16 protein-coding genes are annotated in these 16014 nt (G+C 71.8%); 5 read left to right on the top strand and 11 right to left on the bottom strand.

The annotated features are described in order from the left end of the window. Positions 1 to 48: 48 nt before the first annotated feature. Both ABZU52_RS00080 and ABZU52_RS00075 read right to left on the bottom strand, forming a co-directional pair. Positions 49 to 552: a hypothetical protein gene (locus ABZU52_RS00080; protein WP_354968885.1), complete on the bottom strand. Its 504-nt coding sequence runs from the start codon at positions 550 to 552 to the stop codon at positions 49 to 51. A 75-nt stretch (positions 553 to 627) separates the two neighbouring features. Then, entirely contained in the window at positions 628 to 1770 is a 1143-nt protein-coding gene (locus ABZU52_RS00075) for a hypothetical protein (protein WP_354968884.1), read from the bottom strand. 168 nt (positions 1771 to 1938) lie between these two features. On the opposite strand from ABZU52_RS00075, the gene ABZU52_RS00070 reads away from it, so the two are divergent. Both ABZU52_RS00070 and ABZU52_RS00065 read left to right on the top strand, forming a co-directional pair. Then, a complete protein-coding gene (locus ABZU52_RS00070) occupies positions 1939 to 3480 on the top strand; it encodes a gluconokinase (protein WP_354968883.1) in 1542 nt (513 codons plus the stop codon). Positions 3481 to 3681: 201 nt separating this feature from the next. Continuing rightward, entirely contained in the window at positions 3682 to 4779 is a 1098-nt protein-coding gene (locus tag ABZU52_RS00065; RefSeq protein WP_354968882.1) for a serine hydrolase, read from the top strand. A 7-nt stretch (positions 4780 to 4786) separates the two neighbouring features. On the opposite strand, the gene ABZU52_RS00060 is transcribed toward ABZU52_RS00065, so the two are convergent. From ABZU52_RS00060 to ABZU52_RS00025, 8 genes are all read right to left on the bottom strand, one after another. Continuing rightward, positions 4787 to 5560, bottom strand: coding sequence for a hypothetical protein (locus ABZU52_RS00060; RefSeq protein ID WP_354968881.1), 774 nt, complete (start codon positions 5558 to 5560; stop codon positions 4787 to 4789). 53 nt (positions 5561 to 5613) lie between these two features. Beyond that, complete coding sequence (locus tag ABZU52_RS00055; protein WP_354968880.1) at positions 5614 to 6372, bottom strand: MerR family transcriptional regulator; 759 nt, start codon at positions 6370 to 6372, stop codon at positions 5614 to 5616. Positions 6373 to 6422: 50 nt separating this feature from the next. After that, on the bottom strand, positions 6423 to 8678 hold the full coding sequence (locus ABZU52_RS00050) for an EAL domain-containing protein (RefSeq protein ID WP_354968879.1): 2256 nt from the start codon (positions 8676 to 8678) through the stop codon (positions 6423 to 6425). Between the two features lie 317 nt (positions 8679 to 8995). Further along, on the bottom strand, positions 8996 to 9229 hold the full coding sequence (locus ABZU52_RS00045; RefSeq protein ID WP_354968878.1) for a zinc-ribbon domain-containing protein: 234 nt from the start codon (positions 9227 to 9229) through the stop codon (positions 8996 to 8998). A gap of 177 nt (positions 9230 to 9406) precedes the next feature. Then, positions 9407 to 10276, bottom strand: a complete 870-nt coding sequence (locus tag ABZU52_RS00040; RefSeq protein ID WP_354968877.1) for an SRPBCC family protein — start codon at positions 10274 to 10276, stop codon at positions 9407 to 9409. Next, positions 10269 to 10826, bottom strand: a complete 558-nt coding sequence (locus ABZU52_RS00035) for a helix-turn-helix domain-containing protein (protein ID WP_354968876.1) — start codon at positions 10824 to 10826, stop codon at positions 10269 to 10271. The genes ABZU52_RS00040 and ABZU52_RS00035 overlap by 8 nt, the downstream gene beginning before the upstream one ends. A 100-nt stretch (positions 10827 to 10926) precedes the next feature. Then, positions 10927 to 12270 carry a class I SAM-dependent methyltransferase gene (locus ABZU52_RS00030; protein ID WP_354968875.1) on the bottom strand — a complete coding sequence of 448 codons (1344 nt, stop codon included), beginning with the start codon at positions 12268 to 12270 and terminating at the stop codon, positions 10927 to 10929. Next, complete coding sequence (locus ABZU52_RS00025) at positions 12267 to 13664, bottom strand: FAD-binding oxidoreductase (protein WP_354968874.1); 1398 nt, start codon at positions 13662 to 13664, stop codon at positions 12267 to 12269. The genes ABZU52_RS00030 and ABZU52_RS00025 overlap by 4 nt, the downstream gene beginning before the upstream one ends. A 93-nt stretch (positions 13665 to 13757) precedes the next feature. Between ABZU52_RS00025 and ABZU52_RS00020 the strand changes: the two genes are divergently transcribed. Genes ABZU52_RS00020 through ABZU52_RS00010 form a run of 3 tightly spaced genes read left to right on the top strand, consistent with a single transcriptional unit; the run spans position 13758 to position 15313 of the window. Continuing rightward, positions 13758 to 14228, top strand: coding sequence for a YbaK/EbsC family protein (locus ABZU52_RS00020; RefSeq protein WP_354968873.1), 471 nt, complete (start codon positions 13758 to 13760; stop codon positions 14226 to 14228). A gap of 39 nt (positions 14229 to 14267) precedes the next feature. Then, the gene (locus tag ABZU52_RS00015; RefSeq protein ID WP_112582349.1) at positions 14268 to 14552 is read left to right on the top strand and encodes a DUF427 domain-containing protein; all 285 of its coding nucleotides are present in this window, start codon (positions 14268 to 14270) and stop codon (positions 14550 to 14552) included. Between the two features lie 47 nt (positions 14553 to 14599). Further along, positions 14600 to 15313: an RICIN domain-containing protein gene (locus ABZU52_RS00010; RefSeq protein ID WP_354968872.1), complete on the top strand. Its 714-nt coding sequence runs from the start codon at positions 14600 to 14602 to the stop codon at positions 15311 to 15313. A 20-nt stretch (positions 15314 to 15333) separates the two neighbouring features. Here the strand turns inward: ABZU52_RS00010 and ABZU52_RS00005 are convergent. Further along, positions 15334 to 16014, bottom strand: a 681-nt coding sequence (locus ABZU52_RS00005) for an MFS transporter (protein WP_354968871.1), incomplete at its 5' end; no start/stop codon positions are given.

Raw genomic sequence — 16014 nt, 5'->3', positions numbered from 1 at the left:
AGAGCAGGGCCGGCGCGGGCTCCACAAGGACCGCACCGGCTGGACCGGTCAGCCGGCGCGCCGTCGGTACGGCTGCGGGCCGTGGGTCGGAAACCGCGACTGGGTACGCGGTGGGTACGCCTCGCAGTGCTCGGCCCAGTGTTCGGCGGCGGTGGCCAGGGCGTCCGCGGAGATGGTGAGGATCAGCGGGTAGATCGCGCTGGACGGGCGGCGCATCCATGGTGGCAGCGACTCGGCGGAGAACTCCACGATCAACTCCAGCCGGCGGCGGCGCAGCACCCGGCTGCGCAGGGCCAGGTTGGGTTCGGTGAACCGCACCATCGCCGGTGGCGCGCTCAGCCCGAGGGCGGCGGTGGCCTGCCCGTGCAGCCAGCCGCCGAGCGCGCGGGCCTCCTCGACCATCAGGCTCGGGTAGTGGTGCGACCAGGTCTGACCGTCGGCGGTGCGGGCGTCCACCTCGATGAGCAGCCAGTCGTGCCAGCCGGGCGTGGCCCCGGCGGGGTCGTCGGGCGGGTCGATGCCGGGCTGGTAGCCGACGGGGCGTATCCGCACCCGAGCGCCATCATCAGACCGGATCTCCACTCGATCATTCTGGCCGAGCAAAGCGGACGTCAGGGCCTGAATCGGTCATTTGGTGATGGTATGCCGGACACCCTGATGCTGGGCGCAGGCGTTGGATCGGCCGCCGGCCAGGCTGACCGAGCCGTCCCGGCACTGCACCAGGTAACCGCGTCCCGCCCAGAACTGCGGTACGCAGTCGAACCAGTCGCACACCTCGGCGGCCGGCTTGCGGATCCGCGTGCCGCCACAGAAGTCGTACCCCAGTGGGTTCTCCGGGGCTCCGCAGCGCGGGCCCTGGGTCGCGCGGGGCGACGGTCGTGGTGACTTCGTCGGCTTCGGGGGCGGGGGGTTCAGGGCGAGCGCCGGGCCGATCCGCGCGGGCGCCACGCTGGCGGTGGGCGCCGGGGTGGCGGCGACGGCGACCTCCGCGCCGCCGGTCGGGTCGGACGGGTCCGACTCGATGAGCGCCGCCGGCACCAGCAACGCGATGGCCGCCGCCACCGCGATGCTCCGGCGGCCACCTGGCACGAACGACGACAGCCGGGCCTGTCCGGGGGTGGCCGCGGCCGGCCGGAACGGCTTGAGCTGGGCGTGCTCGTCGATCAGCTCGTCGAGCTGGGCGACCACCGTGGCGCGCTGTTCGATCGCGTCGGCGAAGGCCAGCGTGAGCTTGAACCGGAAGTCCGGCGCGGCGTCGGTGGGCAGCAACAACCCGGAGGTATGCCGCCGGTCCAGCACCTGGATCAGGGTGACCGGCGCCGCCGGGTCGTGGGCCAGGCCGGTCATCCGGCCGTACGCCCAGTCGCGCCGGCCGCGCCCGCCGAGCAGCACGAGCCGACGGCTGGTGATCACGGCCATGCCAGCGTCGGTGACGCGGACGTCGTCCGGGCGGCGCGGGCGGAGCTGCCCGGTTCGCGGGGCGACAGTGAGGTCCGGTGCGGGCAGCACTGTGGTGTGCCGCACCTCGACCAGTTGCGCGGCGGGCAGCGCCCAGAGCACCACCTCGTCGGCGGCCAGTTCCAACGGCAGACCGGCGCCGGCGGCCACTGAGCCCTGGAAGTCGGCGGCCAGTGCGCGCAGCCGCCGTAATTCGTCATCGCGTCGCCGCCACGCCGCCTCGGCGCCGCGGAACGTGCTGACCCGCCGCACGTTCTGCCGGTGCGCCCACCGGTATCGCCAAGTGGAACCCGTCGAATCAGTCTTCGCCACGCCGACTCCTTCGCCGCGCTGGCCACCAATCTGGGGTGTCACAGGGGTTAACAGGCACGGCGCGGCGCCCGGACACGCCGAAACGGGCGAAGTACCCGATCGGCGGAGCAACCGGCACGATAGGGGGATACTAGTGCCGACGTTCATGTTTCTGAGGGGGTGGCGGTCGTGCCGGCAGTCACGCTGCCCGGGGTCGTGATCGGGGTCGACATCGGCACCACCAGCACGAAGGCCGTCGCGTACGACACCGACGGGCGGCAGCTCGGCCGCCACCTGGTCAGCTACCCGCTGAACAACCCGCAACCCGGCTACGCCGAACAGGACCCGCAACTCATCCTGGAAGCGGTGCTCACGTCGATCAGCATGGTGGTGGCCGAGTTGGCCCAGCCGGTGGCCGGGCTGTCGTTCGGCTCCGCCATGCACAGTCTGATCGGGTTGGACCGGGACGGTAGTGCGCTCACCCCGTCGGTGACCTGGGCCGACTCGCGGTCCACCCGGCAGGCCGAACGGTTGCGGGCGGTGCCGTCGGGGCTGGCCCTGCACCGGCGCACCGGCACGCCGATGCATCCGATGTCGCCGCTACCCAAGCTGCTCTGGTACGCCGAGCAGGAGCCGAAACTCTTCGAGCGGGTGACGCACTGGGTGGGCATCAAGGATTGGGTGCTGCTGCGGCTCTGCGGCGCGCTGGTCACCGACCACTCGATCGCCTCGGCCACCGGCCTGCTCGACATCCACAGGCTGGAGTGGGACCCCGAAGCGCTGAGCATCGCCGGCATAAACGCGGAACAGCTCCCGCGGCTCGTCTCCACCACCGCCGTGCTGCCCAACCTCACCCCGCAGACCGCGGCCGAGACCGGCCTGCCGGAACGCACCCCGGTGGTGGTCGGCGCGGGTGACGGACCGCTGGCGAACCTGGGCCTGGGCGCTGTGCGCCCCGGCATGGTGGCCTGCTCCATCGGGACCAGCGGCGCGATGCGGGTGATCATCGAGCGGCCCGGCGTGGACCCGCTCGGCGGGGTGTTCTGCTACGCGCTGACCGAGCAGCGCTGGGCGGTCGGTGGCGCGATCAACAACGGCGGGATCGTGCTCAAGTGGGCGGGTGCGGCGCTCGCCCCGGATCTGGGCGAGCACTCCGAGGAGGACCTGGTCGCCCTGGCGGCCCGCGCGCCGGTCGGCTCGGGTGGGCTCATCATGCTGCCGTACCTGCACAGCGAACGGGCACCGCACTGGAGCGCCCTGCCGCGCGGCGCGTACGTGGGGTTGACCCACGCACACCGCCGCGAGCATCTGGTGCGGGCCGCGCTGGAAGGTGTCTGCCAGCAGCTCGCGCTGGTGCTCAGCTCGGTGCGCGCGGCCGGCAACGAGGTTCGCGAAGTCCGGGCCGGTGGCGGCTTCGCCCGCAGCGGCCTGTGGCGGCAGATGCTCGCCGACGTGCTCGGCCTGCCGGTGAGCTTCCCGGCCGCGCACGAGGGGTCGAGCTTCGGCGCGGCGCTGCTCGGCATGGAGGCGCTCGGGCTGATCCCGAGCATCGACCTCGCCGCCGACCTGGTGCGGATCGAGGAGACGATCCGCCCCGACCCGGCCGCCGCCGCCACCTACGCGGGGCTGCTGCCACTCTTCGCCGAGCTGTACGACGCCCTCACGCCCACCTTCGCCTCGATCCGCCGGATGGCACCCGGCCTGCCCACCGGGCCCGAAACACAGGCGTGACCGGGTGCCGGCTCGGCCTTCAGGGGTCGGGGCTCCGGGTGCCGGCTCGGGCCTCCAGGGGTCGGGGTCGCTGATGAGCATGATGCCCGTGAGTCATCGTGATGCCTCTGGGTCATCGCGCTCATCAGGACATTGCCGCCCAGACGAGTGACACCGGTCCCGTCGGTCTCACCAGCCTCCGGAGCTTCATATCGTGCAAACGTGAGAAAAAGCGACAAGAGGCGCTCATCTTCCCTGCTGGGGAACTCTGCCCGCGTACCCCTGAAAGTGCTGACGGCGGCGGTCGCGCTCGCGGTGCTCGCGACGACCGTGCCGGCCACCGCGGACGGCCCGGACCGCGAGCCCGTCGCGGAGAGCCAAGAGCCCGGGATCGACCCGACGCCGGAGCGCCCACCTACCAGCGAGGTGTCCTGGCTGTCGTTCCCGGGCGGGGCGTTCGCGGTGGACTCGCTCGGGCACACCGTGCGCTACCGCGCCTGCGACGGCGACACCGGTCGGGTCGCCGACCCGAACATGCGGGTTGCCGCCGGGGTGGCCAGCGGTGCGGTGGTGGTCGGAGGAACGGCCTACCGCTACCGGGTGCCGCTGGTCGGGCGGACCGAGGGAACGCTTGAGGTGATCCAACGGCACCGCCCGCCGGTGACGCTTACCGGCGTGGTGGTCACCAGCCCGCAGCCGCCCACCGACCCGGTGGCCGGGGCCCGCCTCTTCCCGCTCAGTAATCAGCTCGCTCGGGTGGTCGCCGACGCGAGCCTCAACCCGGCCGGGGCCACCGTCCGTGACCTGTCCGGCCGCTACGGCGACCAGCAGATCGCCGTCAACGGATCGCTGCGCCCCAAGGCGGCCAGCGTGATCAAGCTGTGGATCCTGGTCGAGCTGCTGCGCCGGGTCGACTGTGGACAGGTCTCTCTCGACGACGGGGTGCTGGTCACCCCGGAGGACGTGGTCGGCGGCACCGGTCAACTGCAGTTCGAGACGTTCCCGCAGGTGGTGAGCCTGCACCGGCTCGCCCAGTACCTGATCAAGTTCAGCGACAACGTGGCCGCGAACGTGCTGATCACCTACCTGAACACGAAGATCCCGGCAGCGTTGCCGCCCGGCGTGCCGGTGGCCCACAAGACCGGTGACCTGCCGGACGCCTCACACGACGTCGGCTACTACCTGATCCCCGGCACCGAGACCGCCGTCGCGTTCCTCACCGCCGGGCCCATGGCCACCGGCGACGAGACGGTCCGCCGGATGGCCCGCACCGTCTACGACTTCCTGGTCCCCCCGGTCGACGGGGCGGTCGAGGAGTGAGCCGACGTCAGGCGCCGGGGATGTTCGACGGCGGGTCCTCGCCGACCAGGTCGGCGGCCGGCGGGTCGGCCGACACCGACAGCCCGAAATCCGAGTACGTCAGGTCGAGCTGAGCGGTCTGCGACTGCTCGCTGGCCAACTCGATGCGGTAGCGGACCAGCCGCCCCTGCTCGTCGACGGTCGCGGTGAACGGCACCGCCCCGGCCCGGTCACCGAGCACGCCGTCGACGCCGCTGCCCAGCACCGCGCCGCTCTGGCGCAGGTCCAGCGTGCCCGCGTACTCCCGCTCGGCGGTCTGCCGGACCTCCGCCGGCGCGCCCAACGTGCTCGCCAGCCGGGTGTTGTCCAGGCCCTGCTTGGCCGCCGGGGCACCCGGGGCGCCGACGTGCCACCAGGTCTTGCCGTCCCAGACCGGGACGCGGCGGTCCGGTGCGGTGACCCGCACGTACACGTCCGGCCCGGTGGTCAAGCGCTCGATCTTCACCAGGCCGGCGGGCACCTTCAGCGAGGTGGTCTCCAGACCGCGCTTCGTCTTCGGGTCCCAGAGCAGCACCGTGGCGTCCCCGTCCGCGCCGCCGGTGCCGACGGTCAACTTGTACGGCTGCTCGTCGGCCTTCGCGGCGGCGGCCTTCAGCACACCGACCGGATCGGCCGCACTCGCCGACGCCGCCGGGCGACCCGCCTCAGGTTCGTCGTCGCCGGTGGCGACCAGCGCCCACGCCCCGGCGCCGACCGCCACCACGAGCACGGCGACAGCGGCGATCAGCTTCGGTTTCTGCACTGTCATCTCCCCCGGGCGGTGCGGTCCGGCCAGACTAGCCGGACCGCCCGTCGTCACGCCCGGCTGATCGCGTTGGCGTGGATCGCCTCGTGCAGATAGGCGGCCAGCCCCGGGGCGATGTTCTCGTAGTACGTGGTGAACCGCTCGTCGGCCAGGTACATGTCGGCCAACCCGGTCTGCATCTCGTACGAGCACTCGTAGAACCAGCGGCTGATGAGCTGCCGGTGCTCCTCGGCCAACTCCATCGCCTCCGGGCTGTCCGCCGGCGCGCCCGAGCCCATCAGCTCGACGATCCGCCGGCCCCAGTCCTCGTTCTCCGACTTGATCCGCAGCCAGTCATCCTTGCCGTAGCGGGAGGCCCGGCGGTTCGACTCCCGGTACGCGTCGGTGTCACCCCACCGCTGCTCCGCCTCGGTCTCGTGCTCCTCCGGGCTGAAGTCACCGAAGACCTCGAACCGCTCCTCCGGCGTGAGTTGGATGTTCATCTTGGTCGCCTCCATCGCGAACTCGATCGCCGTGATCATCTCCTGCAACCGCTTGAGCCGTACCGTCAGCAGTTCGTGCTGTCGGCGCAGGTGCGCGGCCGGATCGGCCGCCGGGTCGTCGATGATCGCGGTGATCTCCTCAAGCGGGAAACCCAGCTCCCGGTAGTACCTGACGAGTTGCAGCCGTTGCAGGTCCGCGTCGTCGTAGCGGCGGTAACCGGCCGAGGTCCGCCCGCTGGGCGAGAGCAACCCGATCTGGTCGTAGTGGTGCAGCGTCCGCACCGTCACGCCGGCGACCTTCGCCACCTGACCCACCGTGTACGCCATGGTCCCCCTCCCTTCCGGGAACCAGGCTCCGGCCTGCCGCTACGTGAGAGTCAACCCCGATTCTGGCCCACCATGGCCGGACCGTCCGGCCGCCCGTACAGATAGCCCTGGCCGCGTGGGCAGCCGATCGCGGTGACCGCCTCGTGCTGACGTTCGGTCTCCACCCCCTCGGCGACCACCGCCAGGTCGAACGCGCCGGCCAGTCGGGTGACCATCTCCACCGTGGCGTACGCCCGGTCGTCGGTGCCCAGCCGGGCCACGAACGACCTGTCGATCTTCAGCTCGGTGGCCGGGATGCGGTGCAGGTAACTCAGCGACGAGTAGCCGGTGCCGAAGTCGTCGATGGCGATCCTGATGCCCAGCTCCCGGAGCTGGTGCAGCCGCTCCAGCACCGCCTCGGTGCCCTCGATCAGCGCCGACTCGGTCAACTCCAGGGTCAACGCCCGCGGCGCCAACCCGACGGCGCTGGTGGCCGCGGTGACCGTGGCGATCAGGTCCGGCCGGCGCAGGTGCGCGGCGGCGATGTTCACCGCGACGGTCGCCTCCGGCGCCCGGCCCCGCCAGGTCGCGGCGGCCCGGCACGCCTCGTGGATCACCCAGCGGTCGATCGGCAGGATCAGCCCGGTCTCCTCGGCCAGCGGCAGGAACCTCGACGGCGGCAACATCCCCAACCGAGGGTGCCGCCAGCGCACCAACGCCTCGGCGCTGCGCACCGCGCCGGTGGCCAGGTCGACGATGGGTTGGAACTCCAGGTGCAGCTGGTCCTCGTCGACAGCGCGGCGCAGGTCGGCGATCAACTCGGCGCGGGAGACGGCCGATTCGCGCAGCGCCGGCGTGCACGTGCGGTACGCGGACTTCCCGGCCGCCTTGGCCGCGTACATGGCGATGTCGGCGTCGCGCAGCAGGTCGGTGTGCGAGGCGTGCTGCGGGCCGTACTCGGCGATACCGATGCTCGCCGACGGATGCACCCCGACGTCCTCCTCGTCGTCGGAGGGCCGCAACGCGTCCAGCAGCCGCTCGGCGAGCCGTTCGGGGGACACCGGCCGGTCACCGTCGACAAGCACCGCGAACTCGTCACCGCCGAGCCGGGCGATCGTGCCGTCGCCGTTCACGGCGGTGTGCATCCGGGCCGCGAGCCCGGTCAGCAGGGTGTCCCCGGTGGCGTGCCCGAACCGGTCGTTGACCTGCTTGAAGCCGTCCAGGTCGAGCAGCAGCACGGCCACCGGTCCGCCGTCGCGCAGGGCCAGCCGCAGCCGCCGGTTGAACAACAGCCGGTTGGGCAGCCCGGTGAGCTGGTCGCCGTACGCGAGCCGGCGCAGCCGCGCCACCAACCGGAGGTTCTCGTTGGCGGCCAACCCCTGGCGGACGGCGAGGGCCGCCAGCAACACCATCATGGTCACGAACACCAGTTGCGGGGTCTGCCCGGTGGGCCGGCGGGCCAGCACCACGGCGATGATCGCCCCACCCACCGGCAGGTACGGCAGCGCCACCCGCCACCAGGGCGGCAGCGGCGACTCGGCGGTGTCGTCGGTGCCGTCACAGTCCGGTGGCGGTGGATTCCGGGTGGCCAGGCCGATCAGCAGGTAACTCAACGGCCAGCACAGGTCGATCGGGTGACCGGCGGCGTAGTCGGCGCGAGCGACCAGCGAGACGTAGACGACGTCGGCGACGACCCGCAGGGTGAGGCTCGCCGCGAGGATGCTCATCGGCCGCCACATCGGCCGGGCCGGGCCGGAGACCGCGACCAGGATGGTGAGCTGCATCAGGTCGAACATCGGGAAGAGCAGCCCCAGCGTCCGCGCCGGATCGGCCAGCTCGGCGGCGGCGACCCCGCGGAAGACCAGCACCCAGGCGATCGGCACCAGGGCCAGGGCGACGATCACCCCGTCCAGCAACGTACGGGCCCGCCCGACCGCGGTCCGTGGTGCGGACGGCGAGCTGAGCAGCGCGGCCGTGCCGGTGAGGATGCCGGCGGTGAAGACCACCCCGACCACCGGCGTGTGCGGCAGGTCGCCGCCGACGAGCCGCTGCACCGTCCAGACCGCCCGGCCGACCGCGGCGAGCGCCATGGTGACGGCGAGCAGCGTCCAGAACCGGCGCAGCGGCGCCGGATGCCGACGGGCCACCCCGGTGCACGCGAACGTCGCCCAGCCGGCGACCAGCATCGCGCCGATGTCGCTGACCAGCGCGGCGCCAGGCAGCGCGGCGACCAGCCAGCCCGCCTCCAGCAGGATGACCGCAGCCGCGACGAACGCACCGGCAGGGTTGAGCGCCCCCGCAGCCTGCTTTCCGTCCTTTCGGGACACGGTCGCTCGGGCCCTTTCGTCGTGTGCGTGCACCCTCGGCAGGGCCGGTCCACGGCAAACCCCGAAAGCCTAACCAGCGCTCAGATACGCCGCCAGAGCCGAACGTGCACCCCGCTGCGGCGCCGGCCTCTGGTCAGCGGCCCGCCGACCGGTTCCAGGGTGAACGGGGCAGTGCGGTGCCGGCCAACGGGCGGCGTGCGCGGCGGCGTCTGCGCCGGCCGGGGGTGCAGGGCGGGCGGGCAACGGAGTGCACTGCCACGTCGACCGAGGGCGTTGGTCGGCCGATCAGCCAGCAGAGGAAGCGTTCCATCGTCGGATCAGCCGACCGGGAGGCGCTCGGCGTCGGACTTGGAGATCTCGTACTCCGCCGCGCAGAACGTGCACTGCTGCGCGTACCGGGTGCGGATCGGAATGAGAGGGATGAAAAATAGGGTGAATTTCGTCGAGCGGCGGGTGATCACCTGCGCGGCCTGGTTGCCGCAGTGCCGGCAGACCTGCTGCACGACACCGGACCGGTCGACCTGGGTACGCAGACCAAAGATGAAGAACATCGCCCGCCAGTACCCACCCGGCCGCGAAAAGTCACCACATCCCGCCAGCGGATCAGGCGCCCTGCTCAAGATCTGCTCACTTACAGGGAAACTGCTGCCTCGGCACGGCTTGAGGCAGCAGTTTCCCTGATGTTGCTCGGATCTTGAGGCGGGGCTTGAAGCGAGGCTTGAGGCGGGTCAGCTGGCCGGCGAGGGCTCCAGGCCGGGGACCTCGGCGGGCAGCCAGATCGGCTGCCAGTTCGGTACTTCGTGGAAGCGGCGCAGCTCGAACAGCCCGGACACCGACCCGCTCCAGGCCCCGTACGGGGGGTTGGACTCGTCGAAGCCGCTCTGCACGAAGGTCAGCGTGGTCCGACCATCGGACTCGGCCAGCTCCCAGTTCGTCACGCCGGTCGGTCCCCAGTCGACGGACATCCGTCGGCCGGGCTCCAGGTCAACGATCTTGGCCGCGTAGCCGGCCTCGAAGCCGCCCATGGCGTACCGGCCGCCGACCCAGGGCTCGATGCCGATCGGGTAGCCGAACCAGGCGCTGGCCTGCTCGGAGTCGGTCAGCGACTTCCACACCTTGTCGGCGGGGGCGGCGATGACCAGCTCACCGCGCAGGTCGGCGGAGGTGAAGTCGGTGCGGGGCAGCAGCGGCTGGCCCTCCAGGTGGGCGGCGAGGTTGGCGATCGCCAGCGACCAGTACGTCTGGAGCACGCCGCGGATGCTGGAGCCGCTCATCGCCTCGGCGAAGTCGAAGTGGCTCTGGGTCAGCGTGAGCACGGTGCTGTCGGTGCTCTCGGCGGTCAACTGGAACTCGGTGGTGGTCTCCACCCCGTCGAGCAGCCAGCTGAAGCGCAGCGTGTCGTCGTCGGCGTGCAGCAGCCGCTGATGCGGGGCGTCGCCCTCCGGCGTGTAGCGGCCCCAGAACTCGTACCGCTTGGGCAGCTCGACCTCGGCGTGCTCGGCCAGCCAGAGACGCAGCTCGGCCGGGTCGGTCAGGGCTTTGCGGACGCGCCCGACCGGCGCGGAGAGACGGGCCTGGAGCTTCATCGGCTCACTCATTGTCGTTCCCTTTCGGATAGCAGGCGACGGCCAGCTTGAAGGCATCTCCTTCACTGCCGCCGTAGCGGGTGAACAGGTCCTGAAGTGCGGTTTGCAGGTCGTGCAGGAACTGCGGGCGCTGCTCGGCCGGCACCCGGATCTCGCCGGAGACCCCGATCGAGGGCAGCTCGGGTGCCGTCCGGTCCAGGCCGGCGATGTCGGCCTGCACCTCCTCCATCAGGTCGAGCAGGTAGCCCAGGCTCAGCTCGTCACGGGCCCGACGCAGGCCGATCCGGCCGACGAGCCGTGGGGAGAGCCAGTAGGACCGGGCGGCGGCCTGATAGATGCCTTCGGTGATGCCGCGGACCTTGCGCTCGTTGACCAGCTCGACGAGGCCGGCCGCGACGAGCTGCTTGACGTGGTAGTAGACGCGCTGTGGCGTCTGGTCGAGTCGGGCCGCGACCTCGGTGCAGGTGCGCGGCTCGGCCAGTTGCCGCAGCACCTCGACGCGCTGCGGCTTGAGCAGGACCTCGGCCTGCTCAATCTGCTCCAGGTACAAAATCTCTCTCATGGCAAAATCAGTTTGTACGTACAAAACTTCTTTGTCAATGGCTTCGCGTGAAGCCGCGCCGACTTTCCCGACGCGGCTTCAGGCGACGCTCAGCAGATGGTCAGGGCAACCAATCGGGACGCAACGGGTAGCCGCTCACACCGTTCGGGCCGTTGTGGGTGGCCAACACCTGATGCAGCTGGATGCCGTTGCGCTCGAACGCCATCCGCGACCCGGCCATGTAGAGCCCCCACACCCGGGCGGTGCCCGCGCCCACCTCGGAGACGCAGAAGTCCCAGTGCTCGACCAGGTTGCGGCACCAGGCGGCCAACGTCAGCGCGTAGTGCTGGCGCAGGTTCTCCTCGTGGTGCACCTCGAACCCGGCGTCGTGCGCCTCGCTGATCAACCGGCCCGGCCCGGCCAGCTCACCGTCCGGGAAGACGTACCGGTCGATGAACGCGCCGGAGCGGTGCGGCGCCCGGTTGTCCGCGCGGGTGATGCAGTGGTTGAGCAGCCGCCCACCCTGCCGCAGCCGACTGCGCAGCGCCCCGAAGTACGCCGGGTAGTTGCGCACCCCGATGTGCTCGGTCAACCCGATCGAGGAGATGGCGTCGAACTGCTCGGCCGGCGCGTCCCGGTAGTCCAGGTGCCGCACCTCCGCCAACTCGGTCAACCCCTCCCGCTCGATCGCGGCCTGCGCCCACTGCGCCTGCGCCTTCGACAGGGTCACCCCGAGCGCCTTGACGCCGTACTCGCGGGCGGCGTGGCGCACCATGCCACCCCAGCCGCAGCCCACATCCAGCAGCCGCATCCCCTTCTTCAGCGCCAGCTTGCCGGCGACCAGGTCGTACTTCGCCGCCTGGGCCTGCTCCAGGGTGTCGTCCGGAGACCGGAAAACCGCGCAGGTGTACGTCATCGACGGGCCGAGCACCTTCTCGTAGAAGGCGTTGGACACGTCGTAGTGGTGCGAGATGGCCGTGCTGTCCCGCACCCGCGAGTGCCGCAGCCCGTTCACCACCCGCTTCCAACGGGGCTGCGCCTCCTGCGGCGGCGCCGGCGGCGGCATCAGCCGCTCCCAGCCCAGCCCACGGGCCAGCGCCAGCCCCTCGGCCAGCGCCGGTGGGCGTAACCGCAGCTCGTCCTTGAGCACCCGCAACGCCTCGTACGGGTCGCCCGGGTGCACCCCCTGCAACGCCAGGTCACCACTGACGTACGCCCGGGCCATGCCCAGGTCGCCGGGTGCGGTGAGCAGGTACGACAACCCCCGCTCGGAACGGATCGCCAGGGTGATGCCGGCGTCGGACGGGCCGACGGCGCTGCCGTCGTACCCGGTGATCCGCACCGGCAACGGCCCCGCGGTGACCGCGCGGACGACTTCCGCGACGGTCGGAGCCGTGTGCCGGCCCCCCGCCGGCGGGGTGGCGGGGACGCTCGCCGCCCCCTGATCTCTGTCGGTCAGGCTCATGCTCGTGCTACCGCCTTTTCGTACAGTCCCGTCAGCCGGTGGTCCGGGTCGTAGCGGTCTTTCACCGCCCGCCACGTGTCGCCGCCGTACAGGCGATCGAAGGCGTCCCGGTCGTAGTACGCGTCCGAGTAGAGCGACTTGTGCCCGCCCGACTCCGACACCCTGCGTTCGATCGTGCGGTTGACGTCGCCGTCGGCGGCGCCGGGCGCGATCGGCACGCTCCCCCAGAACCCGATGTTGACGTAGTCCTGCCCCGGCCGGAGCGGATACAGCGGCCAGGACCGTGCGGAACCGGGACCCGCCGGCTCGCGCAGTCGCAACGGGCACAGCCACACCGGGTTCATCCTCACCGCGCCGGCGAACCAGCGCAGGAAGTCGGCCGTACGGTCCAGCGGGATCTCCACGTCCTGCACGACCCGCTCCCGGGCCGGTTGCCCGCGCAGCCGGTCGATCCGGGCCGCCACCTGATGGCGGTGCTCCAGCCGGACCAGTCGGTGGTAGAAGTCGCTGCGCCGGTACCGCGACGGCCAGAGCCTGCGCATGACCGGATGCTGCGCGCCGAACGCCGCCGAGCACCAGAACCAGTCGGTGTCCCAGCGCCACAGATAGTCGTGCGCGGTGAGCACGTCGCGAGTGCGCTGGCGCAGCGACCGGTAGTAGATCGCCTGACCGGTGTAGTCGCTGGGCGGGTCGGCCGTGTCGGTGAACGTGGCGAACACCAGGTACGCCTCGCCGGGGCTGAACATCACCCCGTCCATCGCGTCCACCGGCTCACCGGCCCAGGACCGGGTCTCGCTCACCTCCGCGATCGCGTCGGTCAGCGCCTCCAGCTGGGTGAACCGGACGTTGCGCAGCGCCACGTACCGGCCGACCGGTTGCAGCTCGATGCGCAGCCGGGTGGCGTAACCGAGGCTGCCCAGCGAGTTGGGGAACGCGGTGAACAGGTCGGCGTGCTCGCCGTCGGGTCGGGCGGTGACGATCTCGCCGGAGCCGGTGAGCACGTCCAGCTCCCGGACCGACTCGTGCGGCAGGCCGTTGCGGAACGAGGTCGACTCGATCCCGAGGCCGGTCACCGCGCCGCCCAGCGTGATGGTGCGCAACTGCGGCACCACCAACGGCATCAGCCCGTGCGGCAGCGTCGCGTCGACCAGGTCCTCGTAGGTGCACATGCCCTGCACGTCGGCGGTGCGGCCGGCCGGGTCGACCGACAACACGCCGTTCAGGCCACTCACGTCGAGCCCCGGAGTCCGAGGAGCGGACCGTGGGCGGAACAGGTTGGAGGTACGTTTGGCCAGCCGGACAGGCTCGCCCGTGGGCACCGCGGCGTACGACCGTCGCAGCGTGTCCACCGCTTGATCATGGTCAATCGGATGATCCACACGCTCAGCGCGCATGTGATCACCTTACGCTCGCCGTTCCGAAACGGTGGGATGTCGACAGCGGCAGTTTCCCGTCCGGTGGCAGGCCCGACGGCTACCGTGGCGGGCATGCCATCGCCAGCGATCACCGCCCTGGACGCCGCCCAACTGCCGTATCGGCTGGTCAGCCATGGTGCGGTCGGCAGTCTCGCGGAGGCCGCCGCCGCCCGGGGCGTGGCCGTCCCCGACGTGGTCAAGACGATCGTGGTACGCCGTGGTGAAGCCGACTACCTGTTCGTACTCACCCCCGGCGACCGGGTGATCTCCTGGCCCAAGCTGCGCGCCCTGCTCGGGGTGCACCGGCTCTCCATGCCGGACGCCGAGGGCGCCCTGGCCGCCACCGGCTACGAGCGGGGCACCATCACCCCGTTCGGCGCGAGCACGGCCTGGCCGGTGGTCGCCGACGAGCGACTGCGCGGCCGGGAGATCACGCTGGGTGCCGGCGAGCGTGGTCTCGCCATCGCGATCGCCGCCGACGTCGCGATCGCCGCCCTCGACGCCACAGTGGCCGACGTCACCGACCCGCAACCCACCCGCTGAACGCTGTCGTCGTCGGTGCGACGGCATAGTGTTGAGCACATGCCGAAAGCCGTGTGGAACGACCTGGTCGTCGCCGAGAGCGACGACACCGTGCTGGTGGAGGGCAACCACTACTTCCCCCGCTCCGCCCTCCGCGACGACCTGATTCGCGAGTCCGCGACGCACACCGTCTGCCCGTGGAAGGGCACCGCCTCCTACTACTCCCTCGAACACGAGGGCAGCACCAGCAAGGACGCGGTCTGGTATTACCCCGAGCCCAAGCCGGACGCCGAGATGGTCCGCGACCGGGTGGCGTTCTGGAAGGACGTCCGGGTCGTCGACTGACGACGCCGACTGGCTACGGCCGACGGCGGTGGGTGAGGATGGCGCCTATGTCCGCGCCCGAGGAACGCCCCGACCCCGCCGGCACCATCTACGGTGGCCGTCCGGCAACCCGCCCCGGGCCGCTGGCCGACCCACTGCTGCGGGTCGCGCTGGCGGTCGGGGTCGTCGGCGTACTCCTGGGGGTCGTCTTCGCCAGCGGTCTGCTCGACGGTGACGACGAGCCGGCCGTGCCGGCGGCGGTCGGTACGCCGTCCGGCGCGGCCCCGCCCAGCGCCCCGGCCGCCGAGCCGAGCCCGACCGCACCGGCCGAGCCGTCCCCGACCCCGTCGGCCAGCACGCCGGCCGCACCGCCCACCGGGCCCCGGGTGCTGCGCGCCGCCTCGGGTCTCTGCCTGGGGCTCGACGGCGACGGCGAGAAGGCTGAGGCCGAGTTGGCGGTGTGCACCGGCGCCCCGGAGCAGCAGTGGGTGGTCAGCCCGACCGGCGCGGACGTCATGACGGTGACCAACGCCGCGTACGGGCAGTGCCTCGACGTCGAGGGTGGCAGTCGGGACGACGGCGCGCGGTTGCAGCAGTTCCCCTGCCACGGCGAGGCCAACCAGCAGTGGCGGCTCGGCGGGACCGGCACCGGCGCGGTGCTGCTCGTCGCCGCGCACAGCAACAAGTGCGCCCAGGCCGACGACGACGCTGCCGAGGCCGGCGACGACATCCGGCAGCGCCCGTGCGACGGCCGGCCGGCCCAGCAGTGGACAGTGGGCTGACCGGCCGACGACTCGCCGGTTCAGCCCCGGAAGCTCCACGCCCTGCGTGCGGTCGCGGCGACCAGCACGGCCTCCGGCACCGGCCGGCCCGGCCGCCTGCGCAGCAGCAACGACAGCCCGGCGGCGCCGATCGACAGCGCGCCCGCCACGTACCAGGCCATCGCGTAGTCGCCCAGCCGGTCCCGGACCAGTCCCGCGCCGGTCGCGGCGACCGCCGCGCCGAGTTGGTGCGCGGCGAACACCCAACCGAAGACGACCGCTCCGGCGGCACCGAAGTACTCCCGGCACAGCGCCACTGTCGGCGGCACGGTGGCCACCCAGTCCAGGCCGTAGAAGACGACGAACACCAGCATGCTCGGCTCGGCGGTGCCGGCGAACAGGCTCGGCAGCACCAGCAGGGACAACCCCCGCAGCGCGTAGTACATGCCGAGCAGCAGCCGGCTGTCCACCCGGTCGGTGAGCCAACCGGAGGCGATGGTGCCGACGATGTCGAAGAGCCCCACCAGGGCGAGCAGGCTGGCCGCGGTGGTCTGGGCCATGCCGTGGTCGTGCGCGGCCGGCACGAAGTGCGTACCGACCAGGCCGTTGGTGGTCGCCCCGCAGATCGCGAACCCTCCGGCCAGCAGCCAGAACGGCCGGGTCCGGGCCGCGGTGGTCAGCGCGCCGAGCGCCCGGGTCGCCGCGCCGCCGGTCGCCGGCGG

It is taken from the genome of Micromonospora sp. NPDC005220 (genome assembly GCF_040607895.1).
Taxonomy (GTDB): domain Bacteria; phylum Actinomycetota; class Actinomycetes; order Mycobacteriales; family Micromonosporaceae; genus Micromonospora.
This window is presented reverse-complemented; position numbering and strand designations above follow the sequence as displayed.